The sequence below is a fragment of the Nostoc sp. C117 genome (assembly GCF_043099735.1).
Lineage (GTDB): Bacteria > Cyanobacteriota > Cyanobacteriia > Cyanobacteriales > Nostocaceae > Nostoc.
In genome coordinates this window covers 6,899,779-6,925,743 of sequence record NZ_CP170991.1, presented here as the reverse complement: position 1 = coordinate 6,925,743, position 25,965 = coordinate 6,899,779, and the positions used below count along the sequence as shown (strand labels likewise).

Genomic DNA, 25,965 nt, shown 5'->3' with positions numbered 1-25,965 from the left:
GCATCTCCTAAAAGAATGACACCAAGGAAGAGAGATAAAATAAATAGGTAATCTTGTAGTCGGAAGAGATTCAGAAATTAAATGAATAATTGATGCACACCACAAGCTTGGTTGATAATTTGCTCAACTTTACCAAAGAAGGCATTTTCGGAAAAGTTGGCAACTGCATGATTACGGATGCGATCGTAATCCCAAGAGATTCCTTTGGCTTCTAATAATGCAATTTGCAATGAGTCTGGTGTTTGTCTTTTGAAAAAGACTCCTGTTTCACCAGGTATTTGAGTATCTAATACTCCACCTGCTCCATAAGCGATAACTGGTGTACCACTAGCATTAGCCTCTACTGGAACTAATCCATAGTCTTCTAAAGCTGCAACAATAATTGATTTTGCTTGAGAAAACAAGTCTTTGCGGATTTTATCACTTACATGTCCCAAGAACTGAATATTTTGTAATGCTTTTGATTTTAAACGTTCGAGTTCTGGTCCATCACCTGATATTAATAAATTCCACCCTAGCCAATTAAAAGCTTCGACTATGATATCAAGACGCTTATAGCTAATCATTCGAGCAGAGGCAAGATAATATTCATCTTTAATATCGGAAAAAACAAATTTACTAGTATCAATTGGATAGTTAACCATCATTGCCTGTTTGCCATAAATCTTTTCAATCCGGCGGGCAACAACACTAGAGTTAGCAATATAAAGGTCAGGTTCCTGTGAATATTTCAGGTCTACCTTTCTCATTACTTGGAAGACTTGCTCGATTAAAGGAGCAAAATATTTATAGTCTCCATACTCCTTTAAATAAGTTGTCGTATCCCATAAGAAACGGGTAACATTATGGCAAAAGCAAATGTGGCGAGCATTGGGATTTTTTCGCACTGCTTTGGCGAAGCTAGTGCTACTACTAATAATCAAATCATACTCTTGTAAATCCAAGGCACGAAAAGCAGGAAAGTACAAAGGAGCCATTGACCTAAAATACTTTGCTGCATAGGGAATCTTTTGTAAGAAAGTTGTATTAACTACGCGATCGCCTAGATCGATAGTTTTTTGCGGATCGTACAGAGATGTGAAAATGTCTGCTTCCGGATAGCGCTTACAAAGCAATTCAAATACACGCTCTGCCCCACCGCGCTGGGTTAAATAATCGTGGACTAGAGCAATTTTCATGAATTTTACCTACATTGGGAGTGCTGAGTGCTGAGTTAGGAGTTAGGAGTTAGCAGTTAAGAGTTAGGAGTTTTGTTTATCTCCTTGTCCCCTTGTCCCCTTGTCCCCTTGTCCCCTTGTCTCCCTCATCCCCCCGTCCCCCCCCGTCCCCACGTTAATAATATGAAACGCTATTACCCAACTGTCGCCAGGATTTTTTCTGGGGCGAAATGGATGTTTTGCTCAGCTCGGAGGCGATCGCAAAGTCTGCCTTCAGGTAACTCTACGTCTTCGTATGTCAGGACTTGATCCTTAGAAATGTCTCGCTTTAAGCGACATCCTTCGGCTAAACCGATTGGTAGGAGATTTTGCTGTTGGACGATATCGGAATTTTCACACTGTCCGTAGGTCATGTAGTAACCGATGCCATCCAAGGTTTCTCCAGCTTTCAAGTCGATTTTGGCGGTGGTAATCACATCTACTAAGGGACCTGCGATTGGAGACATCACCGCATCGCCGAACAAAACAACGCGGGCTACAGATAGGGGAACTTCAAAATGACAGAGGTGATAAGGAGTATAGAAGCTGTAAAGGGGACCTTCACCTAATTTGTATAAGTTCAGATAGTGGCGTTGCTTGGGATCGTCGTGAGTCGCAAATACATAGACGCCGGGGCCGGGTTTTGCTCCAACTACATAATCAACAATACCGCCCAGTTCTTTGAGTTGGTCAACATCATATAACTGAGTCATTTCATCGACATAACCGTTGAAGTCATATCCGAGCATTCCCCGTTTGGCGACTTTCATGCCTGTGGCATTGGCAACGATCGCTTGCTCAAAGGAAATTTTGGTTCCGTCGGCGAAGCTAGCCACCATGTGGGGCTTTTGACCCCAACGTTTAGCGAATCCTTCCTGGGTGGTGGGATTGCGATAGGGGTCTTGGAGTCCTTTAATGTTACCGCACAATAAAGGAGTTAAACCAATGCTTTTCACAAATCGGTAGAGGTTCATTTGTACCCCTGGCTGATCGCCATCACAAGCACTGAGGATGACACCTGCTTTGTCGGCATAGACTTTCAGGATGGGACCAATGGTGCCATCGAGTTCGGCATTCATCATAATCACATGTTTGCAATGAGCGATCGCTTCCATAACAATCTGAGCGCCAAATTCGATCGCACCTGTGACTTCGATGAGTGCATCGATACTCTCGGCGCGACACAGTAATTTAGCGTCTTCTGTGACTGCATACTTACCGTTGGCGATCGCATCTTCTAATTCGCCGATATTTGCAACAACTTGAATATCTTCAATCCCTGCTTCTGAATAAGCTTGTTTGGCTGCATCAATCTGGCGATTGGAGATAGCAACTAACTCTATTCCTGGCACAGAATTGACAATTTGGTTGGCAATTCCTCGACCCATAAAACCAGCACCAATCATTCCCACTTTAATAGGATTGCCTGCTGCTGCTCTGGCTTGTAAGGCGCGATCGATAATAATCATGAACTAAACTCCTTTATAGAACTGTTTGTTGTGTTACAAATTCCCGATAATTTTGTACTTAATAATTTTTTACAGCTAAATATTAGGTACATTTTCCAGATAAATTGGCATTCGCGACATCTTACACTTAATTTTTTGTCAGTCCGCACAGGTGGTCACTGAGCTTGTCGTTCGCGCAGCGTATCGTTGAGAAGTGCGGACTGGGTTTGTGTAGCCGCAATTTATAATCACCAGAGCTAATTATTAACTAGTTGTTTACTAGACTCTATAGAATAGCTCTGTTTTTTAGAGTTCTGGTCTTGAAGCATTTCCTCCACAGCATTTTTATATGCTTGAGCAAACTTTTCTTTGGTATGATTTGCTCTTGCGTATTCCCATGCTTTACCAGACATAAGTTTTAGGTCTTCAACAGGCAAATTTGAAATTTTTGTTACTTTCGCCTTAATTTCTTCGAGGGAAAGGTTGTCAAAAATCACACCAAAATCGTGAACGTCCACACCAGATTCATAGCTCAAAATTGGAATTAATCCGGCTTGTAAGCAGCTGATTACCGCTCCTGACTGTCCCTCAGATACGGAAGGATAAACAAGTCCTAAACAATTATTTGTCACATCTATAAACTCAGGGCTAGTAACATCAATCCAACCATAAGTGTGAATATTAGATGTTTCGTACAGTTCTTTATAGAAAGCCTTCTCAAATTCTTTGTCATTACTGACTGGACCACAAACCGTTAAATGGTATTCTGGCATTTGGGCAAAGGCATCTAAAACCAAATCTAACCCTTTAAGAACTAAAGCGCTACCACCAAACCAGAGAAAGTTTTTTCTGACAGCTGCAAAATCTTTTTTATCCGGAAAGGGATAAACTACAGGTGAAGAAATGGGGATGCGATACATTGGTTTGTTGGCATATTTGAATGTGCCAGTTGTAAAATCGTTACCTAAGACGGTAGCGCAATCGGCATATTCAATTCCCAAATTCGGGATTTCAAAACGCTGTGGTTTTAAAGTAATTCCTTTGCGTTGTTGAAGTTCTAAAAGCCTGTTGCATTCAGCTGCATTGCGAAATACCATATTAGCAATGTCAACATGAAAAATTTTGATGCAATCTTGATTCAGCTTTGGTGCTAGGGCTTCCATTCGATGACGAATATCAATGAAAAATGTGTAATTTTTTTGAGGAACAAATTTATCATTGTGGAACTGAATGACATCAACGTTATAGCGGAGATCTAAAAAAGTTTGGGCTATTTGCCAGACTTCCCAATACCAAGTATGGTCATTAGGCATTGACTGACCTGGTTTTAATAAGAATGGTTCAATCCGATAAGAAAGAAGTACGTTTCCTTTAGAAGGTTGTTTGGGTGTTAGGGAAACAACTTGTAAAGTCTTAGCGTAATTGATGCGAGCTTGGACTTTTTTGGAGACAAAAGAAACAGTGTTGCTGATGCGGGATAAGATGGGATTTGGCATTTATTTTCACGCAGAGACGGAGAGGCACGGAGAGGAAGAGTTGAGATTATCTGGAAGTTGTACCACCGACGGTCATCATTCTTAATAAAGGCCAATTTAAATCTTTTTCAGAGATTTCAGTTACATCTAAAGGCCAATCAATATTAAAAAATGGGTCATCATAGCGTAAACCTTTCTCATATCCAGGTGTGTAAAATTCACCTACTTGATAAACAACTTCAGTCTCATCTGTGAGTGCTTGATAACCGTGGGCAAACATTTCTGGAACATACAAAGCGCGGCGGTTTTCTGGGGTTAGTTCTACACCGATGTGTGATAGAAAAGTGGGAGATTCCGGACGCATATCAATAATTACGTCATAGATAGCGCCTTTAGTACAGCGAATTAATTTTGTTTCTGCTGCTGGCAAAATTTGATAGTGCATTCCCCGAATAGTGCCTTTTTTATAGTTAAAAGAAAGGTTACATTGGGCAACTGTTGGCTTTAAGCCGTGTGCTTCAAATTCTTGAGCGCAGAAACTCCGGGCAAAAAAACCACGATGATCTGGCTTTTCTTCTAAGTCAATAATGAATGCGTCTTTGAGTTCTGTTTTAGTAAAGATCATGATGATTCCTTGAAAATAAATGTTGACTTACTCACTCTTCTCTCTGCGCGGGTCACTGAATCTCGACTCACTTCGACGCCGCTCAGTGCTAGTCGCTCGATTTGAGCGTTGGTCATTGAGCGTAGTCCAAATGAGCCTAAGTACTGTGCCTCTGCGTGAGATACTAAATCGAAACTTTAACTGCATCTAAACCAGAACGTAACTCTGCTCTCGGATAAGTATCATCCCAATATTGAGTACAGAGGTCTGGTCTTTCAGGGGGGTTAGCAGTGTAACAAAAGAATAGTGTTGACCGTTCTTCTGTGCGGACTGTGCCGTGATGTAAAGTATTTTTCGTATCTACAATAATGACTGTACCTGCTAGCCCTGGGCACGATTTCCAAGCTGATTTAGGAATGACTGGTTTGACTTCTTCATCGTCAATACCCATATAACCAGACTTGAAAAGTCTATAATAAAGGCGAAAATATTTCCAACTAAAAAAAGGAGTTAAAGAACGGGGAATGTATTCAAATGGCCCAGTCTTTTCTTCTACATCATTTAAGTAAACAAAGATTTTGATAATCCGACGGTCTTCCGCATCGCTATGCCATAACAGTGTCCCAAACTGATGTTTGCTAGGAAAATCTTTGCGTAAATGTACACCATGAAAAGCAACGGGAAGACCGATATAATTTTCGATGATGTTCAGTAGCCTTTTCTCCTTTCCCCAGGCATAAAATTCTGCCAAGCCTGTAACTGTGGAAATTTGGGGTAACTTTTCATCTAGATGGTTGTTATTGGGATTTTCCATCTGAGACAATTGATGATAAGCAGCCTTGAGTAATTCGGAGTTAGAGCTTAACCCTAAATCTGCAAGTGTTGTAACATAAACACCGTCTTTTTTGAGAGTATTTAGAATTTGGCGATCGCCTTCTTCTAATGCTGGCAATTTTCTGCTATGCTTCACAAGAGCTACATAGTATTCCAAATCAGAAAATAATGTAGATATTTTGCGTTGAATTACACTAAACATGGCGTGGTTACCTTCTATTGTTGATGTATATTTTTCAGAATTTAGTAGTTTATGGCTTATAACTCCGTACTTCTTGACTAGATATTTCACTTGATTCTGCTAATTTTAATTCTTTAGAAATCATCACGTCAAAAGCAGACAAGCTTACCAAAGCCAAAAATGGAACTACTATTTTGATGGCGGACATAGGCCATCTTCTTAAAGCACCCAAAAAAACTTTGAAGTTGACTTCTTTGCCATTTTGCAAAAGCATTCGTCTGCAAAACTGCTTAGAATATCCATTCTCTTCGAGTTTCAAAATAACTTCTGGTATGTGTTTGTATTGCATTAACAGTGCAGATTTTGGTTCTTTCTGCCAATAACTCACACCAACAACACATTCCAAATAAGTTTCTTTAGTCACAATTACACGGCCATTAGCAGCACAAAAGCCGGCTAAATATGCTAAAGATATCCAGTTATTTTCAGCGTCTTGCCATATTTGTAAAGCGCGTTTTACTAAATCAGTGCGGTAGATTATAGCAGTCAGAAAAATGACTGCACCGACACTTTTTGAGAAACAATGTTCAAATATGGCTTTACCATCACCATCACCATTTTCGCTATCTAGATCAAACCACCGATTACCAACAATTGTTGGTGGATGAACTGGTTCGCCAGTGATTTGGTTACGACCGGAAAAGTTAAGAAACAATAATGATAAATCTTCATATTGTTTGATTTTATTGATGACATAAGCAATAGCTCTATCTTGAATTGGGTCGTCATCACCAATTGTCCAAACATATTTTGTGGTTGTAGAATTTAGGCAATACATAATATTTTTGACTACGCCTAAATTTTTATAGTTTTTATTCGATTTAAATGTGATACTGCTAAGTACTGCTTGCCATTTTTTGATCACCTCTTGAGTATTATCTGTTGAACAATTATCAGAAACTAAAATTTCACAGTCATCTTCAAAACCTTTAATAGCTTGAGCCAGCCATGCTAATTGTTTGTCTAGTAATTCAGCCCGATTATAAGTAGGAATGGCAATTGTCAGTAATTTAGACATGGCAATAAAGAGTAATTAAATTGATCGAGGATCTAAATAAATAGGCTAGGTTTTGATTGAGATGAGGAATACGCCTTTTGATTACTTTTTAAATATTATTTATGATGAATACTAAATAATAGTAACAATAGGCGTTTTGCTTATATTTAGTAATTACAAAGTTATTAAAAGCCTATCAGCAACAGGACATGGATAAATTTTGACTTCAGGAATTGGGACTACAAACTGTCCACCCCATTCGCCAATAAATGCCATTTGTTCCATGATTTCTTCTTTGAGATTCCAAGGCAAAATTAGTACATAATCTGGCTTGGTTTCACTAATTTTCTCTGGTTCAAATATAGGAATATGAGTTCCAGGTAAAAATAAGCCTTGCTTGTAGGGATTGCAGTCTACTGTGTAATCAAGAAAATCCTTCCCAATCCCACAGTAATTGAGTAATGTGTTGCCTTTAGCAGGTGCGCCATAACCGGCAATTGTTTTACCTTCTGCTTTAGCCGTCAATAAAAAACTTAATAGCTTGCGCTTTGTTTCTTTGACTTTTTCTGCAAAAGTAATGTAAGTTTCTATGCAATGTAGTCCAGCAGCGATTTCTTTTTCTTTGAGATGCCTAATTCTTTCGCTAATGCTGGGATTTTCAGCGTAGTCATGCTTGACATAAATTCTTAACGAACCGCCATGAGTTGCTAATTCCTCTACGTCAAAAAGTTGCAAGTTATGTGCTGCAAATATTTTTTCGATTGTCAGGAATGAAAAGTAGGAAAAATGCTCGTGATAAATAGTATCAAACTGATTTTGTTCAATGAGTTGCAAAATGTGAGGAAACTCCATCGTCAAGATTCCATTTGGTTTGAGGATGAGTTTCATACCAGCGATGAAATCATTTAAATCTGGTACATGAGCTAAAACATTATTACCTATTAAAAGGTCTGCTAGTTTTCCTTGCATAACCAGTTCTTTAGCAGTTTCAACACCGAAAAACTTGTTAATACTAGGAATACCTCTATCTTGAGCAACCTTAGCTATATTTGTGGCTGGTTCTATTCCTAAGACTGGGATTCCTTTCTCTAAAAAATATTGTAGTAAGTAGCCGTCATTACTGGCGATTTCAATAACTTGGTTATGATGATTAAAGTTAAACTTTTCTGTCATCATATCCGTGTAGTCTTTAGCATGTTTCAGCCAACTTGCCGAGTAAGAAGAAAAGTAAGCGTAGTCACTAAAAATATGATCTGGAGTTTCAAATTGTTCTAATTGAACTAAAAGAGTGTCTTCAGAAATATAAGCATGAAGAGGATAAAATTTCTCGGCATTATTTAGCTGTTCTGCTCTCAGATAAGCATTGGCTAAAGGTGACATTCCCAAATCAATAAAGGTTTGGTTTAAAGTTTGACCACTGAAACGACATTTTGCGATCGCCATAATTTTAAGTCTCATATAATAGTGAACAAAATGCTAGGTGAAATAAGTCCGAATCAATAAAATTTGATTCGGAAACTTAGATTGTTTGTTCGCTGCTAGGCAACTCTAGCTATTTTTTATTCCAGAAGAAATCTTTGTCAATTTGCTCAGTACGAATCAGATACTCTAGCTGTTTTAAACGAGTAAATCCTCTAAACAAGAAAGTATCTTCAGCCATATCTATTTGATTGAATAAATCAAATAGTTGCTGGGCACCAAGTTGGGCATTCCAATCACACTTAAATCCAGGTAGGATTGTGTTGATTTTCTCGAAGGATACCCGATAGCTGCGGTTATCTCCACCATTCTCACCAAAGGACAACTTACAATCTGGAAAAATATCAGCAATAATTTCAGCGATTTCTTTAACGCGATAATTATTAGCTGTATCTCCAACATTGAAGATTTGGTTATGTACGACATCTCGTGGTGCTTCCAAAGCGCAAACTATTGCTTTGCAAATATCCAATGCGTGGACTAATGGACGCCAAGGTGTACCATCACTGGTCATTTTGATTTGTTTGCTAGTCCAAGCTAACCCTGCCAAGTTGTTTAAAACAATATCAAAGCGCATCCGAGGAGAAGCACCAAAGGCAGTAGCATTCCGCATAAAGGTAGGCGAGAAGTCATCGTCAGCTAATGGTGCAACATCTTTTTCTACGAGAGTTTTACATTCTGCGTAGGCTGTTTGGGGATTAACTGGGGATCTTTCTGTCACATCACCTTCAGTAGCAACGCCGTAGACACTGCACGAAGACATATATATAAAACGACGCACACCCATAGTCTTAGCTAAATTAGCTAGACGAACTGAACCTATATGGTTGATTTCGTAGGTAATATTAGGTGCTAATTGTCCGGCTGGGTCATTGGAAAGTTCCGCCATGTGAACTATTGCTTGGATACCTTCCAAATCATCAGGTGTGATGTTGCGGATATCTTTATTAAGGGTTTTGGGTGTGACTCCAGCAGGATTGTACAACCAACCAACTTTATAGAAACCAGTATCTAGACCAATAACTTCATGTCCACGTTCGATTAACAAAGAGGGTAATAATGAACCCAGATAGCCTTCTGTGCCAGTTACTAATATTTTCATTGTGGTTAATGCCTTTGTATTTATGAATTAAATTCGATTTCGTTAGGCGCACAGATGTGTGCCCAAAGGAGGTGTTGCATCCAAAAAGGAACCGCTATATTTTTCGTTTGTATGCAATACTTGACCTGTCTCCAAACCTTTCTCCTAAGAAGGAGGAGGCTTGGAATCTTACTCCCATTGCCTTGTAGGGAAGGGGGTTAGGGTTAGGTCATTGGACTAAATCCAGAAGCACTATATATGACTTTGCTAAAAGTCATTACGTAGTTACGAAAACCTTTTGCTGGGTTACCTATTGGGTAGCAGCACTCTATAGCAGTTCTGAATTGATGCTTTTTCTTGTGGGATGGGCATCTTTTGCCCGTCCTTTGTATTTTCGGGCGAGCAAGATGCTCACCCTACAAGATTCATCCGTTAATTCAGCTGCACCGGAAGTAATAACTATCTTATCTATGCAGTTACTACATTATCTAGTAGTCTGCCAACCCAAAATTGCTAAGTTTGGACTGGGAAAAGGGGACTGGGGTTGGGGGAAGGAATTAAAACCTTTTCCCTTTTCCCCTTACCCTTTACCCCGCCAAGTTTCCTTCGCGAACTACTAGATGGGAAGGTTGGGGAATTTGCATAGCCAGCGCTTTACCGATTTCTAGAGAAGATGTGGCAGCAGGAGAAGGAGCATTGCAAACATGAATGGAGTTTTGACCGGAAACAATCAAAAAGTCTTCTACAAGCTTGCCATCGTTCATTAAAGCTTGAGCGCGGACTCCTGCATGGGTGGGAACTAAGTCTTCTGCTTGCACTTCTGGAATGAGTTTTTGCAAACTTTTAACGAAGGCTGCTTTGCTAAAGGAACGAATAATTTCTTGGATACCTTCATCGGCGTGTTTTGCTGCCAATTTCCAGAAACCAGGATAGGTGATAACTTCCAGAAAATCGCCTAAGTCAAAGTCAGTTTTTTTGTAACCTTCGCGTTTGAGCGACAGAACCGCGTTTGGCCCTGCATGAACGCTACCATCAATCATTTTGGTAAAGTGGACGCCCAGGAAGGGAAAATCTGGGTTAGGAACTGGGTAAATTAGTGTCTTGACCAGATAGCGTTTTTCTGGGGTGAGTTCGTAGTATTCTCCCCGGAATGGAACTATTTTTGCTTGGGGTTCAACTTGACCTAATTTGGCGGTGCGATCGCTATGCAATCCAGTACAATTAATTACAAAGCGGGTTTCAAAGCTACCTTTGTTTGTTTGCAGTATTTGATTTTTACCACTTGGGGAGATTTTCAGTACTTTTGTATTTAGGTGTAAATGTCCCCCCTGCTGTTGAATTAGCTGGGCATATTTCAAACAAACTTGCTTGTAATTAACAATACCAGTTGAGAATACCCGCACCCCACCTACACATTTTACGTGAGGCTCAATTTCCTTGACTTCTTCGGGGCTAATTCTCTGGACTTCTATGCCATTTTCTAAGCCGCGTTGGTAGAGATTTTCTAAGCGTGGTAGTTCTTTTTCTTCAGTTGCGACAATTACTTTACCACACACTTCATGTTCAATTCCATACTCTTGACAGAATTCCACCATTGAGCGAGAACCGTCACGACAAAATTTAGCTTTGAAACTCCCCGGCTTGTAATAAATACCAGAATGAATCACTCCGCTATTATTGCCTGTTTGGTGAAAAGCCCATTGACTCTCTTTTTCTAGTACTAAAATATGTGCATTGGGATAGCGTTTTCCTAAAGCCAATGCTGTCGAGAGTCCAACTATTCCCCCACCTATAATCGCAAAATCATACATTAGTATTATCGCACTTCAAGTTATAGTAAATCTATTTTGTCATTGGGCATTGGGGTGGTGGGGTGTAATTCTCTCCCCATCTCCTACCATACCCTCCAAGGAGCTTGATTGCTATTCCATAGCCCTTCGAGGTAGTTTTTATCGCGTAAAGTATCCATCGGTTGCCAAAAACCATGATGTTTGAAAGCAGATAGCTGTTCCATATCAGCTAGCTTTTCTAATGGCTCTTGCTCCCAGACGGTAGAGTCATCAGCAATCAAGTTTATCACTTCTGGTTCTAGAACAAAATAACCGCCATTAATCCAAGCGCCATCACCTTCAGGTTTTTCCCGGAAACTGGTGATTTTAGTTTGCTCATATCCTAAAGAAATAGCACCAAAACGTCCTGCGGGTTGAACGGCGGTGAGTGTTGCTAAAGTATTTTGTTCTTTATGAAATTTAACTAGCTCGGTGATATTTATATCACTGACACCATCACCATAGGTAAAGCAAAAAGTCTCATTTCCAACATGTTCGCTGATTCGTTTTAGACGTCCACCTGTCATTGTATGGTCACCTGTATTTACTAAGGTGACACGCCAAGGTTCAGCATACCCAGAATGGACATTCATCTGGTTAAATCGCATGTCAAAAGTAACATCCGACATGTGTAAAAAGTAGTTAGCAAAATACTCTTTAATGATGTAACCTTTGTAACCACAACAAATAATGAAATCATTAATACCGTGGGCAGAGTAAGTCTTCATTATGTGCCATAAAATTGGCTTACCACCAATCTCAACCATCGGCTTGGGTCTGATACTAGTTTCTTCACTGAGGCGTGTACCAAGCCCTCCAGCCAAAATTACCGCTTTCATGCAATTACCTCGGAGGTTTGTAGGGATATTATTATTTGACTTTACTGAGATGAAGAGGATGCACTTGGATGGAGAAAAATTGATTTCTAATTTGTTTTTCTCAGTCAATAATCTAACTATAATTTGCGGCAAAATTATGAAGAAGATATAAAATAAAATCTTTTCTATATAAAAGCTGTATGAATATCTATACAACAGAATTCAGAAGTCAAAATGGGCTATGCTCCGCTGCGGTAACAGCAGTTAGAATAAATCATGTAAGTATAAAAATCCACGTAATTTTAGGTACATAAATCCTTCTAAATTCTGACAAATAATGCCTTGATTCTTTTTTAATGGATTACTCAATTGAACAAAAATGTCACATATAAAACAATACGATTTTCCTTAAGTGAATCGTATTGACATATACAGTAAATTTCAACTTGATGAAGTAGACATCCTAAGTTTTGAAGCGATGACTAAAGCCCAAGACGGTTCAGTTAAGGTTAAAACTTTTTGTCAAAGTTATTTTTTTAACGAACCGCATACCGTTACAGCAAAGCAACCTACGCGCCAGCCAGCGTCTCCTAGAGAAGAGAAGTACGCGAAGGAAGAGAGTAGCCTCTCAATACGGTTCGGTTAAGCCAATAGACGGCGATTTATCGCGTCTTTGTGATTTAGAATTTTCATCAAAAAGCCCTAACCGAACTGTATTAAGTAGCTCCTTCGCAACGCGAGGGGTACACTTAGGGATTTCCAACTAAAAAAATATTCCATCGTTGTGTATGCAGAGGAGGCAGAGGAGAAAGAATCTGCCACTATGAAAATCGGATAATTTATTTTCTGAAAGTCCCTTACTATGGGAATCATAACTAATTACCCGGATAAAAAATAATTAGGGTTAGCTTGTGCTAACCCTAATTAGGCTTGATTTATTAAATCAAAACCAATAAATATGAAAGTAACAAAACTTTCTTATTTTTAATTGACTTTTTCCAAACTAGTTGGGTTTTGGAATAAAGGATCGCATTTGTTTTCGACAACTACACACATATTACTGAGTGCTTGCTGATAATTATCCATATCATCTTGCTCAAGAAATATTTTAGCTGCTGTCTGTAAATCTTGGATCGCCTTTGTTTGATTTTGGTTAGATTGACTACCACCATATTGTGCTAGTTCATAACGAACCATACCTCGTTTGAGATAGACTTTCGCTAATTTGGGGCTGATGATTAATGCTTGATTAAAGTCAGCGATCGCCTGACTATATTCTTGCTCATAATTACTGCTATATTGGGCAATTTGATAATAAACAACACCGCGTTGAAAGTAAGCTTCTGCTTTGGATAGATTCAGCTTGATTGCCTGAGTAAAATCCGCGATCGCTCTTTTGTAAGCTTGTTGAGATTCACCGCTATATTTTGCCATTTGACCGCGGACAATTCCGCGTCTGATATAAGCTTCCACTTCATGACTATCAAGACCAATAGCACGATTATAATCGGCGATCGCTAGATTATATTCTGTATCAGGATCGTTGCTATATTCGGCAAGCATATAGCGGGCATTTCCCCGATTTACTAGAGCTTTGATTTCATCGGGCTTGATTTTCAGGGCTTGGCTGTAATCTGCAACTGCTCCTTCGTAGTCTTTCATGTTGTAACGAGCATTACCACGATTTACAATTGCTCTAGCATGTTTAGGTTCTTGTTCGATCGCCTGGCTAAAATTGGCAATTGCTTTTTCATAGTCTCGCAATTTGTAAGCAAGATGACCCTGCTGATAGTAATCAGCGAAGCTGAGTTTATTAGTTCCCTGGCCAGATTTCAATGATTGCTGAGTGTAAGCATTGTGGGAAACTAACGGCTCAGTAAATTTAATCATTAAGTCTGCATATCCCAATCCCAATAAACTAAAACCCAACAAGCAAAAAACAACTGGGGACAATTTTGACTTTTTCGGTCTGTAAGTTCCACCGGTTGGTGTCATTGGTTGCCAATAATTCGCTAGGTGCGATGACATGACTCCTTGTGGCAAACGTGGTGTTTGATTGTAGCGCTTTCTGGGTTTGATTCGCGGTTGTAAATGTTCTCTGGCTTCGATGGCTCGATGTGATGGAAAGGGGTCGCGTCCACCTAATCGCACGCTACGTTCACACCACGGACAACTACGCATGTGGTTGTTGTAGCGATGTTGGGGATTAGTTGTGCAGGTAATCAGGGAATCTTCGGCTTCGGCGATGGCTGAGAGCCAAGTTTGGGCGCTGGGGCGTAGCAATGGGTTGTTGTGACCGTCTTCAAAACAACGGACAAATAATTCTTGTAAGCTGGGATGAAGAATTTCCCAAGGAGGTGCGATGGGTGTAGGTAGGTACGGTACGCGTCGCTGTTGGCTGTAAGTGAAATGACCGGATGCAATGCGTGCTTCGTAAGGTGGTGGCTCAATGGCGCCTTGAAAAATTCCTGAAAATGGATGCGTCCCTTCCATTAACAGTTGAAATAACAGCACCGCTAACCCAAATAAATCGTGAGAAATTTCGCGATCGTGTTGGGCAAATGTTTTATTTTGTAGTTCTGGTGGAGTAAACTCTGGTTTACCGACTGGGCAGCGATAAACAACGTTAGTGGTTGGGTTCGTGACCTGGAAAGAGTCAGTATCTATCAAGGTCACCAATGCTGTGTCACTGACAAGGATGTTTGACTCATTCACATCCCCAATGCAATATCCGCTAGCGTGCAAAGCAGCAATTGCTGCCGCCAGGTTACGAGCCGTGCGGAGCAGGTACTGATAGTTAAATAAGGGGCAGTGTTGGCGTCGGGTTCTGGGATTATAAAAGTCGATGATTGGACGCATTCCCTGAATCCGTGGCATTAAAAAGCCCAGGATGCCTTTGCTACCATCTGTTGCTTGCAATAAATCCTCTGGCCAAGCAATGGAGATATGCCCTAAACTAGCCGTGGGGTTTTCCGGTGGGTTGGCAAGCATCGCTTGCAGTTTCTCGGCATGGGCAGTGGTTGGTTTGTGGTAAATCTTGGCTACCAAGTTGCCATCAGATGGCACTGCATAAACACAAGCTTCACCGCCACGCCCCAAAGCCAGACTCAGACTGAGGATTTCTTTTTTAGGAGAACAACGTAGTACCTGCATAGTCAATTACCGCTAACGGGAGTTATTTAAAATCTCAAACTTTTAAAGTTAATGCTTATGAGTTGTTGAATGCAGCTATAATCAGCGTCAAATCATCATCAGTGCGTTGAGTAATGCGCTCTGAGCGTAAAAATTTTACCAACTGCTCCTTTGCTGCCGTCTTATCCTCGGCATTGGCTACAAATTCAAACAGCGGGAAAAAGAATGGTTTGTGCGGTTCGCCAACAACCATATTTAAAGCCAGCATTTGTAACCCGTCAGTAATTATACCAACATTTACTATGTCTGTACGCCACAATCTCATCTGAGCTGTGTCTAAGGCCGTAGGCGAGGTCAAAAAAGTGGTTTCGTTGATGTATTCGCCGCTGTCAGGCATGGTGAGTGCCAGAAGATTGCCTGTACGATCTTTTGCCACTGCTAAACCATCACCTATTTGTGCTACAGCCACAACTTCTGGTGTGGCGATGGTGATAATTAAGGTAGTTGCTAAGTCGTGAGGTTGTTTTTCACAAGCAACAGCCTCGTTCTCAATAGCTTTTTTGGCGGCTAGCATGGCATCATTTAAAAGCGATCGCACATGAGCATCATTAGTCAAAGTACTTCGTGTGAGTCCTTTAGTCGAAAGGTTTTCAATTGCTGTCTCCACAGCAATCATCGCTCCCACTTTTCCTTGACTTGCAGAACCAGCGCCATCTGCTGCGGCCGCTACTAAAATGTCATCTGACAACATCTGCCAATGATGGGCATCCTGACATAACTGTTTGTTTTTTAAGTGACTTGTTCCACATACTGACGCAGCCACAATCCGCCATTGAGCAATCTGTTTTGATATGTTCATAGATTTTGTTCCAACAGCTGACTGTGTAAACATCAAGCTGCGATTTTTAATTAAACAGTCCCCCAACCAATCGGCGGTAGTGCTACCTGTTCGTCCACCTGGGAATGTGAAACAGCTGACATACTAGTTGACAGCCAGACAAACATTTCAATAAAGTTTAGCCCTTTGAGTTTCAAGGGAGTACGCACAGCTATTTGATTTAACCGCGTCATATTCGCATTTTCTACACCTACTGTAAAAAATGCTACTCGCTTATTAGCTTCATCTCCTTGTAGCCTCTGGGATGCTTGTTCTACCACTTGATCTAACTCACCTTGCGGTTCCCCATCGGTAATCATAAATACCCAAGGACGATAGTAAGCAATACCATTGGCACGATACTGAGATTTCCGCTCTTGAATTATGTCCAAAGCTTTATGAATTCCTGCACCCATTGTAGTCAATCCTTGGGCTGTCAAAATCGGCGGATTGAATTGATCCGCAGTCACAAAATCTTGTACTACATTGATATTAGTATCAAACGTGACGATCGCCACTTCTACCCGTCTCGCTGCCAAAGAATTTTTGACTAATTCATCCTTTAAGCTTAATAAACCCTGATTTAAAGCCTCAATCGGATCTCCTTGCATTGAGCCAGATGTATCTAGTAACAGTACACACGGACAACGTGGTTCCGGGTTCTCAGCAAATTCTACAACTTCATCAAGTCTTAATGTGTCATGCATAACTTTTTGTGTTATGTTAAAGTCCAAAGTTTTATTTCCCTTTTTTGCAAAAGTATATAGTTTCAGTCACTTAGGGGACTACAGATATAGTATCTAGTGGTAGATCCTCTAATTGTCATTAAACAAATTATTTTCACCAAATTCTTTACATATTTAACGAGAGATTGAGTGGGGTCTAGTTTAGCAAAAAAGAGTTTATCAAAACTCAGCATTACCTGTTGTAGTAAATCTACCAAAAACTTATATCTATCAAACCTAGAGTACAATAAATACGTAAACTTTCCTAGATAAGTTTTTAAAGATTTTATGTAGGAGAATCGTTTCTTTATAGAAAAATAATTAACCATAATTAAAAGCATTAGATTTAGCACTGTAACTGTGAGAACTTTCAATCAACTTCCTTCAGAAATGAATGGGCATAAATCAACGTAATTATGAAAGACTTGGGTAAAAATTTATCAATTGTGAGTAAAGTTAAAACTAAGCAACATCTACTGATAATATAGTTACATTTATTTATGTCTAGCTACTTAATTATTCAATCAAACCAAAAGTATAAAATACAACTACTGTAATTCGTTTGAATGACTGGAATTACTTGCATAGCAGGGGTTGGAGGAAAGAAGATAAGATATGTGTACTGAGTTTTTTCCCAAATCAAATACGAATCCTATTCCTATATAGAGTTACAAAAATTATAAATTTTAATATACATTACATATTTAAAAGAAATAATTTGTGCATAGAGAAATCTTACAAAGAAGAAAATACTTCATAGCTGATATTTTTAATTTACAAATGTTCGGTTGCTAATTCCGCAAAAAAAGTTGAAAAATATGAATAATTCAGGTGTATTTACAAAACTACGTCCAATAAGTTTGTTAAGACAGTTATCTAATTGTTCTGACAGTACTTGTTTGCAAGCATTGAGTAACTCAGTTGCTTGGTCGATTTACTTAGAACAGGGCAAAATAACCTACGCTACCCATTCAGTAGAACCTTTTGATCGATTAGAACGTCATTTGCGTCGCCTTAGCCACCAAATTCCACTACTTACCAATGAGGTTCGCGTACAACTTCGCCTCATATTTGAACTTGACTCACACAGTCAGTTAATCGGGCATAACAGTGAATCGACAAGCCAGCCTCCTGAATATCAAGCAATATACTGGCTTGTTAGTCAAGAACATTTACATTCTACACAAGCAGCTGTTTTGATTCAAGAATTAGTTAAAGAGGTAATTGAATCATTTCTACTAATCAAAGAAGGTACTTATGAATTAACAGAAGCACTGTATAAAATGCCAAAAATTTGCAGGTTAGATGTAGAAAAACTTTTAGAACGCTGCCAAGCAAGATTAGAGAATTGGCAGTCTTTTGTTCCACAAATTTCCTCTCCATATCAACGCCCACATATGTTGGCTGACAGCAAATTTCCGGAAAAAGATTTACCAAATCTCCACCAGATAACTAACTGGATGAAAGGTTTTAGTCTTTGTCATTTAGCTGCGATTTTGAATCAAGATGAAATTCAACTAGCTCGTCAATTATACCCTTACATCGTTAATGGGGAAATTATTTTACATGAACCAGATCCACCATTTGATAGATTACCAAAGATATTGGAAGAAGGATGTCTACGACGGTCTACGCCTACGCTTTTCCCAAAATTAATTACAGAATTAGTTAATACTAAACAAGAAGTAAATACTACTATCAATACTTTTCCAAATCTTCATGAAGAAAATATAGCTTCTGTTGAGCGATTACCACAGATTTCTACTCCTGCAAAAGAAAAATTTCAAGAACCAACAATATCAAATAACATAAATTCTCCTGCACAAAGAGTAACGGCTGCTACTATCAGTGCCCCAAAAGTCCACAAAATAGTTTCTGTAGATGATAGTCCCACGATTCTTAAAGAAATTAGCCATTTTTTAGAAAATGAGAATTTTTCTGTAGTTACTATCAACGATCCAGTAAAAGCCGTTTTGTCTATTATCAGGCACAAACCAGACTTAATTTTACTGGATCTAAATATGCTTGGAATTGATGGTTATGAATTGTGTAAAATTATACGAAATAACTCGATATTTAAGCGAACTCCCATTATCTTTGTCACTGGGAATAAAGGAATTATAGACAAAGTAAAAGCCAGATTGGTAGGGGCATCTGGATATCTAACCAAACCGTTTACTCGTGCCGAATTACTGAAAATTATTTTCAGCCATTTAACTTAAATAAATCAATAGACTAACTTCTTTTTAGTAGGAATAAATTAATATGGCTACAGTTTTAGTTGTGGAAGATACTCCTTCTCAGTTGGAGTTAATCAATTTTTTTTTAAGAGATAGTGGACACACAGTAATTAAAGCTTATGATGCCAAAGATGGTATGACCAAAGCAATCAATCACCAGCCTGATGCAATAATTACTGATGTGGTAATGCCAGAAGTTAGCGGTTTTGAATTTTGTCGCCAACTCAAAAGAAATCCAGCAACTAAAAAAGTTCCAATTATTATTTGTAGTTCTAAAAATCAGCCCATAGACAGGATTTGGGGGATGCGACAAGGTGCAGACGTTTATTTAACTAAGCCTTTTACCAGACAACAATTATTACATGCTCTCAAGTCTCTTGTGGAGTGAGGTAGGGCAGTGGAGGATAAGCAAGCAGAGGGGCAAAGGAGTGTAGGAGATATGAATACTACGTAAGCGTTTCGTTGATTTGGAATGGGTGGTTTATTTCCGCGGTGCTGTACTAGAGACTTGGAGAAGTTAAGACAGTGGAAAATTACGAACTAGGAACTACGAACTAACTAAACCAGCTTCAAAAATCTGGTTTGGGGTGAGATTCAATTCGGGAAAAGTTTGGGAGATGAGACGATCGCTATCTCGAAATTTACTGATTTGATATTCCCCATCAACCAAGTTACAGACAGAGATTGTCGGTTGTTTGGGGTTGCCAATAAAATTACGTCCACCCAAGGCGGCATAATCGACAATCCAGTATTCGAGGATACCCATCTCTTCATAGTCAGCATATTTCAAGTGGTAATCGTCCCGCCAGTTGGTTGATACAACCTCAATTAATAGAGGTATTGATGCACCCAAACTCAGAGTAGATTGTTTTTTCCACAACGGTTCATTTGCCAGATTTGCCCGATTTAGTACCAACACATCTGGAAAGTAACCCGAATCTTTTTCCAGAGGTCTAACTATAACTTGGTTAGGGACAATGTAGGGTAGTCCTAAACGTTTGATTTCAAAAGGAATTTCAATACCTAAAAAACCTTTAACTTCTTCGTGTTCCCCTACTGGTTGTGCCATTTCCACGATTTCCCCATTATGTAGTTCGTAGCGTAGACCTGAATTTTCACGTAGGCGATCGACAAATTTCTCAAAGGTTACTAGCTTGGGTATGGCTTTAGTCATAGATGATAGAGAATTAATCCTTTGGAAATATTATCTCTAATCTAGGAGACTGAAACAATATTTACCTATGCAACCAGATAAGCTTGAAAATGTCTGAGAAAATTGTACAGACTAAATGGAGTAAGGCTTGCCAAAACACCAAAGCTTTAGAAAACTAAAACCAGGGGCAAATAACTTTTAACTTTTAACTTTTAAATTTTATGAAAGCACTTGGTATTGACTTAGGCACAACAAATTCCGAAGTGGCGATTGTCGAAAACGGACAAGTGCGGGTATTACCAGGAGAAGATGGCAACCTGAGGTTATGTAACTTCTCAGGCGATCGCCCTTAAGAAATCAGAATTCGCCCAAAATCTTGTAAAATCCTGCTTAAAACCTACCTTATTAATGCAGGAAAATCAATTTAAAAAATAAATTATTCTCCTAGCTCAAAAAGGTATATCAGTCCAGTAATTATCGTTAAATGCTGAAGCAAACTTTTCCTTCCCCTGAAGCACTCCGACGCTTCCCTTTTGGTCTGGCTGATATTGCCCTCATTCTTGGCACATTGGTACTGCTGGCGCTGATTGCACGTGTCGGTGCTGGAACGTTGGTGAGCTTTGTCCCACCAGATGTAGTCCCAGGTATCAGCCTTGACCCGCGTAATCTACCCTATTACGCTGGGCGCTCAACCCTGCGAATGTTTATTGCCCTGTTTTACTCAACGCTGTTCACCTTAATGTATGGTTACGTTGCTGCCAAAAGCCGACGTGCCGAACGGGTTTTGATTCCGTTACTCGATATCTTGCAGTCAGTTCCAGTACTAGGCTTTTTGTCCATTACGGTTACAGGTTTTATTGCCCTATTTCCTGGAAGCCTATTAGGACTGGAAGCAGCATCGATTTTTGCGATTTTCACCAGCCAGGTCTGGAACATGACCTTTTCCTTTTACCACTCACTGAGAACACTACCACCGGAACTGGATGAGGCCGTCAGGCTCTATCGGTTGTCGGGATGGCAGCGGTTCACCAAGCTGGAATTTCCGACGGCCATGATTGGGCTGCTTTGGAATGCCATGATGAGTTTTGGCGGTGGCTGGTTTTTTGTCGCAGCGAGTGAAGCTATTAGCGTTCTGAATCAGCAATACACATTACCAGGAATTGGTTCCTATGTTGCAGCCGCAGTTGCAGCCAAGAATTTACCTGCCTTGGGTTGGGCGCTATTGGCGATCGCTCTAGTAATTGTTCTGGTAAATCAACTATTTTGGCGACCGTTAGTCGCTTGGGCAGATAAGTTCCGGTTGGAACAGAGTGCAGCAGCACAAGCGCCCGAATCCTGGGTTTACGATCTGCTCAAAGCAGCCCGAATTCCTCGTTTGTTGGGACGGGCACTAACTCCTTTGGCTGAAACTATCAACCGCATTCTCTCATCGCTAACACCACCTCGAACTCCCCGAATTCTGGAAACTGGTGGGTCACAAATCGCAGATCGCGTCTACAACTCAATCCTCCTAGCTTTGATTGGTGGGCTGTTGGTTGTCGGGTTGCACTTCATTTTCACAACAGTAGGACTGGGTGAAGTCTTCAAGACCTTTGGGCTAGGATTACTCACTCTGTTACGTGTACTGGTATTGCTGGTATTTTCAACTCTGGTTTGGACACCTATTGGAGTAGCCATTGGGTTTAATCCGCGACTGGCCAGTTTGTTGCAGCCCGTGGTGCAATTCCTGGCTTCTTTTCCAGCAAACTTTATCTTTCCCTTCGCTACGCTCTTTTTTATCCGTTCCCATATCAGCATTGATTGGGGTAGTATTTTCTTGATGTCCCTCGGTGCCCAGTGGTACATCCTGTTCAACTCCATTGCTGGAGCAATGAGCGTCCCAACGGATTTGCGCGAGATGGCAACCAGCCTCGGTTTGCGTGGTTGGTTGCTGTGGCGCAAGTTAATCATTCCCGGCATCTTCTCCGCCTGGGTAACAGGTGGTGTCACTGCCACTGGTGGCGCATGGAACGCCAGCATTGTCTCCGAGGTTGTCGCTTGGGGACAAACCACCCTGACTGCTAGCGGATTGGGAGCATATATTGCTCACGCAACAGGAGCAGGTGACTGGCCTCGGATTACCTTAGGGATTGGCATGATGAGTCTATTCGTTGTTGGGCTCAACAGAGTTTTTTGGCGGCGACTGTATGAGCTAGCGGAAACCAAATACCATCTCTAAACCATCGCTCGCTAGAGGAGCAAGCATGACTTCTACACAAGTTACTAATAATGTCCTAATCGCTGTCGAGCAGGTCAATAAGAGTTTTCCGCTACCAGAGAGCAAAGGAGAGTTTAAGGTTCTCCGCAACATTAATCTGACGGTAGATGCGGGCGAAGTATTAGCGTTGCTGGGGCGCAGTGGCAGTGGCAAAAGTACGTTACTGCGGATTATGGCAGGCCTAATTCCACCAAGTGAAGGCAGGGTGATTAGCAATAATAAACGCCTACAAGGTGCCAACCCAGATGTCACAATGGTATTTCAAAGCTTTGCACTGTTACCGTGGCTGACAGTACAGGAAAACGTCGAGTTAGGTCTAGATGCCCAAGGTGTTGGTCGGGATGAGCGACGACAACGAGCGCTGAAAGCCATTGACTTGGTAGGCTTAGATGGTTTTGAAAGTGCCTATCCCAAAGAATTGTCTGGGGGAATGAGGCAGCGGGTTGGCTTTGCCAGGGCATTTGTGCTGGAGCCACAAGTACTATTTATGGATGAGCCATTCAGCGCCCTAGATGTGTTGACGGCTGAGAACCTGCGGGGTGAAATTGATGATTTATGGAATGCTGGTACTTTTCCCTCCAAAAGCATTTTGATTGTCACCCATAACATTGAAGAAGCGGTATTCCTGGCAGATCGGGTAATTATTTTGGGATCGAATCCGGGGCATATTCGCGGTGAGGTTGTGATTGATTTGCCGCGGCCTCACGATCGCACCAGTATCCGCTTCAAATCGCTGATAGATTATATCTACACGGTGATGACTAACCCAGAAGTTGAAGTGAGCGGGGCAGTTGCAGCATCCATATCACCTATACAAGTATCGCCATCACCTGGGGCAATCCAACAATCACCCTATGCAAAACCCTTTCCCCATGCACGAGTCGGCGGCATTAGCGGTCTGCTGGAGTTAATTGTGGATCAACCAGAGGGCAAAGATGATATTCCCCGCTTGGCAGAAAGAATCCGCCTCGCTGTAGACGATCTCCTGCCGATCCTGGATGCAGCTGTGATGCTGGGGTTTGCTAAGGTTGCAGAGGGAGATGTCAAGCTGACCGAAATTGGGCAAGATTTCGCAACCACAACCATTCTCCGCAGTAAAGACCTGTTTCGCCAACAGGTGTTGGAAAATGTACCAGTTGTAGTCAGCATGGTGCAGACGTTGCGGGAAAAACGAAATCGGTCAATGCGAGCGGATTTCTTTATCGATTTACTTGATGAATACTATCCCCATGAAGAAGCGGAGCGACAATTTGCCACAGCTGTAGATTGGGGGCGTTATGCTGAATTGTTTGAGTATGATGCCAGTGAAGATAGACTCTATCTTCCAGAGACAGCAGCAACGGAAAGTAGTAGTTTGTCAAGCGAAGTTTGAAGGGTAAATAAACTAAGTTAAGACTTTTTGTCAAAACTGTATTGGGTTATAAGCTGTTACGCATGATGACTGTTAACTGTTAACTGTTAACCGTCAACAGTCAACGAGCATCAAAAGTCTTTATATACTTGAGACGCGCATCAGGTCTGGCTAATCACTTATTATTAAAATCTTCCTAGATCCCCATATCAGGCAGAATGATAAGTCTTCAACCAGACATGATATTAGTTTTTACAAAAACTTAATATTTCTCAACTAAGTTTCAAAAAAATTGGCATTGAGTTCATAATTATTAAGAGCGATCGCTTTGTAAAGGTTAGTTGATATTTCTTGTCAAACTGCTGGTGAAGTTACAAACTAAGAAATACAACACACGCAATTATTTTATGACTGCTATTTCTAGCGTTGAATTCAAACGGCCAATTTGGCAAACTGCGATCGTATTGACTTTGGGCTTTTGGCTCAGTGCTAGTCTAGTTTTAGACTGGGTAATTATGCCTAGTCTTTATGTTTCTGGTATGATGAGCCAAGCTGGTTTTACGACAGCAGGGTATGCGATTTTTTGGAACTTTAATCGCATGGAATTATTATCTGCGGCTGTAGTATTGACTGGGGCACTAGCTTTAGGCAAAACCCAATATCATTGGCGTATTGGCAGTATTGTTTTATCTGTGCTGCTGCTAACTATAGCTGTGCTTGACACCTATTTTTTAACTCCGCAAATGTGCGCTATCGGAGTTCAACTCAACTTATTTGAAGCTGCTGCTGCTATTCCTTCGACAATGAATTTACTGCACGGTGGTTATTGGCTACTGGAATTAGTTAAGTTGGTGGTAGGCGGTACACTTTTAAGCTGGTGCTGGCGGGAACAATTTTAATTAGATAGTCAAGTATAACGGCGAGAATGTCCACTTTTAAATCTCACACCCAAGACGCAAAGATATTCTTTGCGTCTTTTTGGTAAATATTCATAAATGTGATGTCCACCACGAGCTATACCTAAGTGTAGGATTTTCTATTTATATTTGTGATTTTTAAAACCTTCTACTTTTAATCATTCAGTTCTTTCTAAGTGGAATTAAATACAAGATATTTCAAGTTGCTGAACTACATAAACTATGTCTATTACTCAGTCATAAAGCTAGTTTTATATGTAAATTTTTACTTTTACTGTAAGCGTACAAACTAACTTTTACTGAATATTTTCACTCTTTCCGGACATCTGAATAAATAAACATTTATAACAATAGTCTGCAATATGCTATTAATTAATTTTCATATTTACTTTACTGATTTATCATGAAGTTTATATATTTCTGCTAACTTTCTTTGAAAATTATAGTAACCTGAATTTTAGTGAGTACGTTACTTGCGATCTACCATCGACCTAAAAATTGTTATTTTTCAGGTATGTACCACAATTCAAGAATTTTGCTGTAAGTTCTTGAGTTTATTACGCAACATTGTCTACGGTGACTATTTATCCCCAGACAAGATTAGAACCATTTTTCAGGACTTATGACGAGATTCCCTAGTGCTGAGTCAGTCGCCTGTGCATCTCACTACACATCATCATGGCGTCGATTTAGTCGGAAGTTACCATTCTTGTTTTGCAACTCATACCTTTGCTAAATCCCTACACAGGTAAATTCTACAATGGCAAATCTAAGTAAGATATTGAAGTTATTCAATGCTTAGTTTTAAAGGATACTTTTCCTGAATGCAGTTTCTGTTAGGAAAAAACTTGTGCTAAAAGTATCTACTAGCAACCTTTTACCGATTTTACTTCATCGGTTAGTGCTTGCAATTTTAGCATATTAAATACGGATATTAGTGATACTTTTACGACTGATGGGCGAGAGCCAATGGTCTATGCGTCGCACTTGAGTTACTGTTAGATTGGCTAGATTAACGAAAGATACAGAAAATGAATCTAATTTTTGAAATACTATTTCCTGACGATAGTCAGGTCATTTTGCTATTGGACAATAGCATCTAAATGGATTTATTTAGTTGTATTTGTGCATTATAGCTTACCAGAAATTGGTTAATTAGGTGTTGGGGGTGTGAAATCTCTGTACTAACTTAAATGTGACCGCTATATTTATCTGAACAGTGCTTCTAATTAATTGTCGCCATGAATTCCGAAAAGGTAATTCATTAATTTTGCTTGCAAACAAATATTAATTTTATTCTAGAGCCATTCC

At 40.1% G+C, this 25,965-nt stretch carries 20 protein-coding genes; 6 read left to right on the top strand and 14 right to left on the bottom strand.

The genetic code is table 11. The annotated features are described in order from the left end of the window. Positions 1–77: 77 nt before the first annotated feature. From ACFG4S_RS29665 to ACFG4S_RS29605, 13 genes are all read right to left on the bottom strand, one after another. Positions 78–1,178: a glycosyltransferase gene (locus ACFG4S_RS29665; protein WP_392532473.1), complete on the bottom strand. Its 1,101-nt coding sequence runs from the start codon at positions 1,176–1,178 to the stop codon at positions 78–80. Positions 1,179–1,351: 173 nt separating this feature from the next. After that, the gene (locus ACFG4S_RS29660) at positions 1,352–2,665 is read right to left on the bottom strand and encodes an NAD(P)H-dependent oxidoreductase (RefSeq protein WP_392532472.1); all 1,314 of its coding nucleotides are present in this window, start codon (positions 2,663–2,665) and stop codon (positions 1,352–1,354) included. 236 nt (positions 2,666–2,901) lie between these two features. Beyond that, positions 2,902–4,140: a glycosyltransferase gene (locus tag ACFG4S_RS29655; RefSeq protein WP_392532471.1), complete on the bottom strand. Its 1,239-nt coding sequence runs from the start codon at positions 4,138–4,140 to the stop codon at positions 2,902–2,904. 46 nt (positions 4,141–4,186) lie between these two features. Beyond that, positions 4,187–4,744 carry a dTDP-4-dehydrorhamnose 3,5-epimerase gene (gene rfbC, locus ACFG4S_RS29650; RefSeq protein ID WP_392532470.1) on the bottom strand — a complete coding sequence of 186 codons (558 nt, stop codon included), beginning with the start codon at positions 4,742–4,744 and terminating at the stop codon, positions 4,187–4,189. 163 nt (positions 4,745–4,907) lie between these two features. Then, positions 4,908–5,759 carry a phytanoyl-CoA dioxygenase gene (locus ACFG4S_RS29645; RefSeq protein WP_392532469.1) on the bottom strand — a complete coding sequence of 284 codons (852 nt, stop codon included), beginning with the start codon at positions 5,757–5,759 and terminating at the stop codon, positions 4,908–4,910. Positions 5,760–5,808: 49 nt separating this feature from the next. Further along, a complete protein-coding gene (locus ACFG4S_RS29640; RefSeq protein WP_392532468.1) occupies positions 5,809–6,816 on the bottom strand; it encodes a glycosyltransferase family 2 protein in 1,008 nt (335 codons plus the stop codon). A gap of 153 nt (positions 6,817–6,969) precedes the next feature. Then, positions 6,970–8,253, bottom strand: coding sequence for a methyltransferase domain-containing protein (locus ACFG4S_RS29635; protein WP_392532467.1), 1,284 nt, complete (start codon positions 8,251–8,253; stop codon positions 6,970–6,972). A 94-nt stretch (positions 8,254–8,347) separates the two neighbouring features. Beyond that, positions 8,348–9,376, bottom strand: coding sequence for an NAD-dependent epimerase/dehydratase family protein (locus ACFG4S_RS29630; RefSeq protein WP_392532466.1), 1,029 nt, complete (start codon positions 9,374–9,376; stop codon positions 8,348–8,350). A 566-nt stretch (positions 9,377–9,942) separates the two neighbouring features. Then, on the bottom strand, positions 9,943–11,166 hold the full coding sequence (lhgO, locus tag ACFG4S_RS29625) for an L-2-hydroxyglutarate oxidase (protein WP_392532465.1): 1,224 nt from the start codon (positions 11,164–11,166) through the stop codon (positions 9,943–9,945). Positions 11,167–11,249: 83 nt separating this feature from the next. Further along, a complete protein-coding gene (gene rfbF, locus ACFG4S_RS29620) occupies positions 11,250–12,023 on the bottom strand; it encodes a glucose-1-phosphate cytidylyltransferase (RefSeq protein ID WP_392532464.1) in 774 nt (257 codons plus the stop codon). 963 nt (positions 12,024–12,986) lie between these two features. Then, entirely contained in the window at positions 12,987–15,155 is a 2,169-nt protein-coding gene (locus ACFG4S_RS29615; RefSeq protein ID WP_392532463.1) for a tetratricopeptide repeat protein, read from the bottom strand. 55 nt (positions 15,156–15,210) lie between these two features. Continuing rightward, positions 15,211–15,993: a PP2C family serine/threonine-protein phosphatase gene (locus ACFG4S_RS29610; protein WP_392532462.1), complete on the bottom strand. Its 783-nt coding sequence runs from the start codon at positions 15,991–15,993 to the stop codon at positions 15,211–15,213. Between the two features lie 50 nt (positions 15,994–16,043). Then, a complete protein-coding gene (locus tag ACFG4S_RS29605) occupies positions 16,044–16,718 on the bottom strand; it encodes a VWA domain-containing protein (protein ID WP_392532461.1) in 675 nt (224 codons plus the stop codon). 836 nt (positions 16,719–17,554) lie between these two features. On the opposite strand from ACFG4S_RS29605, the gene ACFG4S_RS29600 reads away from it, so the two are divergent. Continuing rightward, a complete protein-coding gene (locus ACFG4S_RS29600) occupies positions 17,555–18,958 on the top strand; it encodes a response regulator (RefSeq protein WP_392532460.1) in 1,404 nt (467 codons plus the stop codon). Between the two features lie 43 nt (positions 18,959–19,001). Then, the gene (locus tag ACFG4S_RS29595; protein WP_392532459.1) at positions 19,002–19,364 is read left to right on the top strand and encodes a response regulator transcription factor; all 363 of its coding nucleotides are present in this window, start codon (positions 19,002–19,004) and stop codon (positions 19,362–19,364) included. A gap of 159 nt (positions 19,365–19,523) precedes the next feature. Here the strand turns inward: ACFG4S_RS29595 and ACFG4S_RS29590 are convergent, their stop codons facing one another. Next, positions 19,524–20,150, bottom strand: a complete 627-nt coding sequence (locus tag ACFG4S_RS29590; RefSeq protein ID WP_392532458.1) for a Uma2 family endonuclease — start codon at positions 20,148–20,150, stop codon at positions 19,524–19,526. Positions 20,151–20,350: 200 nt separating this feature from the next. Between ACFG4S_RS29590 and ACFG4S_RS29585 the strand changes: the two genes are divergently transcribed. From ACFG4S_RS29585 to ACFG4S_RS29570, 4 genes are all read left to right on the top strand, one after another. Next, positions 20,351–20,482 carry an Hsp70 family protein gene (locus ACFG4S_RS29585; protein WP_392532457.1) on the top strand — a complete coding sequence of 44 codons (132 nt, stop codon included), beginning with the start codon at positions 20,351–20,353 and terminating at the stop codon, positions 20,480–20,482. A gap of 131 nt (positions 20,483–20,613) precedes the next feature. After that, positions 20,614–22,347, top strand: a complete 1,734-nt coding sequence (locus tag ACFG4S_RS29580; RefSeq protein ID WP_392532456.1) for an ABC transporter permease — start codon at positions 20,614–20,616, stop codon at positions 22,345–22,347. A gap of 25 nt (positions 22,348–22,372) precedes the next feature. After that, a complete protein-coding gene (locus ACFG4S_RS29575) occupies positions 22,373–23,758 on the top strand; it encodes a nitrate/sulfonate/bicarbonate ABC transporter ATP-binding protein (RefSeq protein ID WP_392532455.1) in 1,386 nt (461 codons plus the stop codon). A 386-nt stretch (positions 23,759–24,144) separates the two neighbouring features. Beyond that, positions 24,145–24,636 (top strand): hypothetical protein, encoded by a 492-nt coding sequence (locus ACFG4S_RS29570; RefSeq protein ID WP_392532454.1) that lies wholly within the window; start codon positions 24,145–24,147, stop codon positions 24,634–24,636. Positions 24,637–25,965 lie beyond the last annotated feature (1,329 nt).

What these genes read in the sequence shown, in the direction of transcription:
- ACFG4S_RS29665 (WP_392532473.1), bottom strand. Translation starts at nt 1,178, where the DNA reads ATGAAAATTGCTCTAGTCCACGATTATTTAACCCAGCGCGGTGGGGCA.
- ACFG4S_RS29660 (WP_392532472.1), bottom strand. Translation starts at nt 2,665, where the DNA reads ATGATTATTATCGATCGCGCCTTACAAGCCAGAGCAGCAGCAGGCAAT.
- ACFG4S_RS29655 (WP_392532471.1), bottom strand. Translation starts at nt 4,140, where the DNA reads ATGCCAAATCCCATCTTATCCCGCATCAGCAACACTGTTTCTTTTGTC.
- rfbC (WP_392532470.1), bottom strand. Translation starts at nt 4,744, where the DNA reads ATGATCTTTACTAAAACAGAACTCAAAGACGCATTCATTATTGACTTA.
- ACFG4S_RS29645 (WP_392532469.1), bottom strand. Translation starts at nt 5,759, where the DNA reads ATGTTTAGTGTAATTCAACGCAAAATATCTACATTATTTTCTGATTTG.
- ACFG4S_RS29640 (WP_392532468.1), bottom strand. Translation starts at nt 6,816, where the DNA reads ATGTCTAAATTACTGACAATTGCCATTCCTACTTATAATCGGGCTGAA.
- ACFG4S_RS29635 (WP_392532467.1), bottom strand. Translation starts at nt 8,253, where the DNA reads ATGAGACTTAAAATTATGGCGATCGCAAAATGTCGTTTCAGTGGTCAA.
- ACFG4S_RS29630 (WP_392532466.1), bottom strand. Translation starts at nt 9,376, where the DNA reads ATGAAAATATTAGTAACTGGCACAGAAGGCTATCTGGGTTCATTATTA.
- lhgO (WP_392532465.1), bottom strand. Translation starts at nt 11,166, where the DNA reads ATGTATGATTTTGCGATTATAGGTGGGGGAATAGTTGGACTCTCGACA.
- rfbF (WP_392532464.1), bottom strand. Translation starts at nt 12,023, where the DNA reads ATGAAAGCGGTAATTTTGGCTGGAGGGCTTGGTACACGCCTCAGTGAA.
- ACFG4S_RS29615 (WP_392532463.1), bottom strand. Translation starts at nt 15,155, where the DNA reads ATGCAGGTACTACGTTGTTCTCCTAAAAAAGAAATCCTCAGTCTGAGT.
- ACFG4S_RS29610 (WP_392532462.1), bottom strand. Translation starts at nt 15,993, where the DNA reads ATGAACATATCAAAACAGATTGCTCAATGGCGGATTGTGGCTGCGTCA.
- ACFG4S_RS29605 (WP_392532461.1), bottom strand. Translation starts at nt 16,718, where the DNA reads ATGCATGACACATTAAGACTTGATGAAGTTGTAGAATTTGCTGAGAAC.
- ACFG4S_RS29600 (WP_392532460.1), top strand. Translation starts at nt 17,555, where the DNA reads ATGAATAATTCAGGTGTATTTACAAAACTACGTCCAATAAGTTTGTTA.
- ACFG4S_RS29595 (WP_392532459.1), top strand. Translation starts at nt 19,002, where the DNA reads ATGGCTACAGTTTTAGTTGTGGAAGATACTCCTTCTCAGTTGGAGTTA.
- ACFG4S_RS29590 (WP_392532458.1), bottom strand. Translation starts at nt 20,150, where the DNA reads ATGACTAAAGCCATACCCAAGCTAGTAACCTTTGAGAAATTTGTCGAT.
- ACFG4S_RS29585 (WP_392532457.1), top strand. Translation starts at nt 20,351, where the DNA reads ATGAAAGCACTTGGTATTGACTTAGGCACAACAAATTCCGAAGTGGCG.
- ACFG4S_RS29580 (WP_392532456.1), top strand. Translation starts at nt 20,614, where the DNA reads ATGCTGAAGCAAACTTTTCCTTCCCCTGAAGCACTCCGACGCTTCCCT.
- ACFG4S_RS29575 (WP_392532455.1), top strand. Translation starts at nt 22,373, where the DNA reads ATGACTTCTACACAAGTTACTAATAATGTCCTAATCGCTGTCGAGCAG.
- ACFG4S_RS29570 (WP_392532454.1), top strand. Translation starts at nt 24,145, where the DNA reads ATGACTGCTATTTCTAGCGTTGAATTCAAACGGCCAATTTGGCAAACT.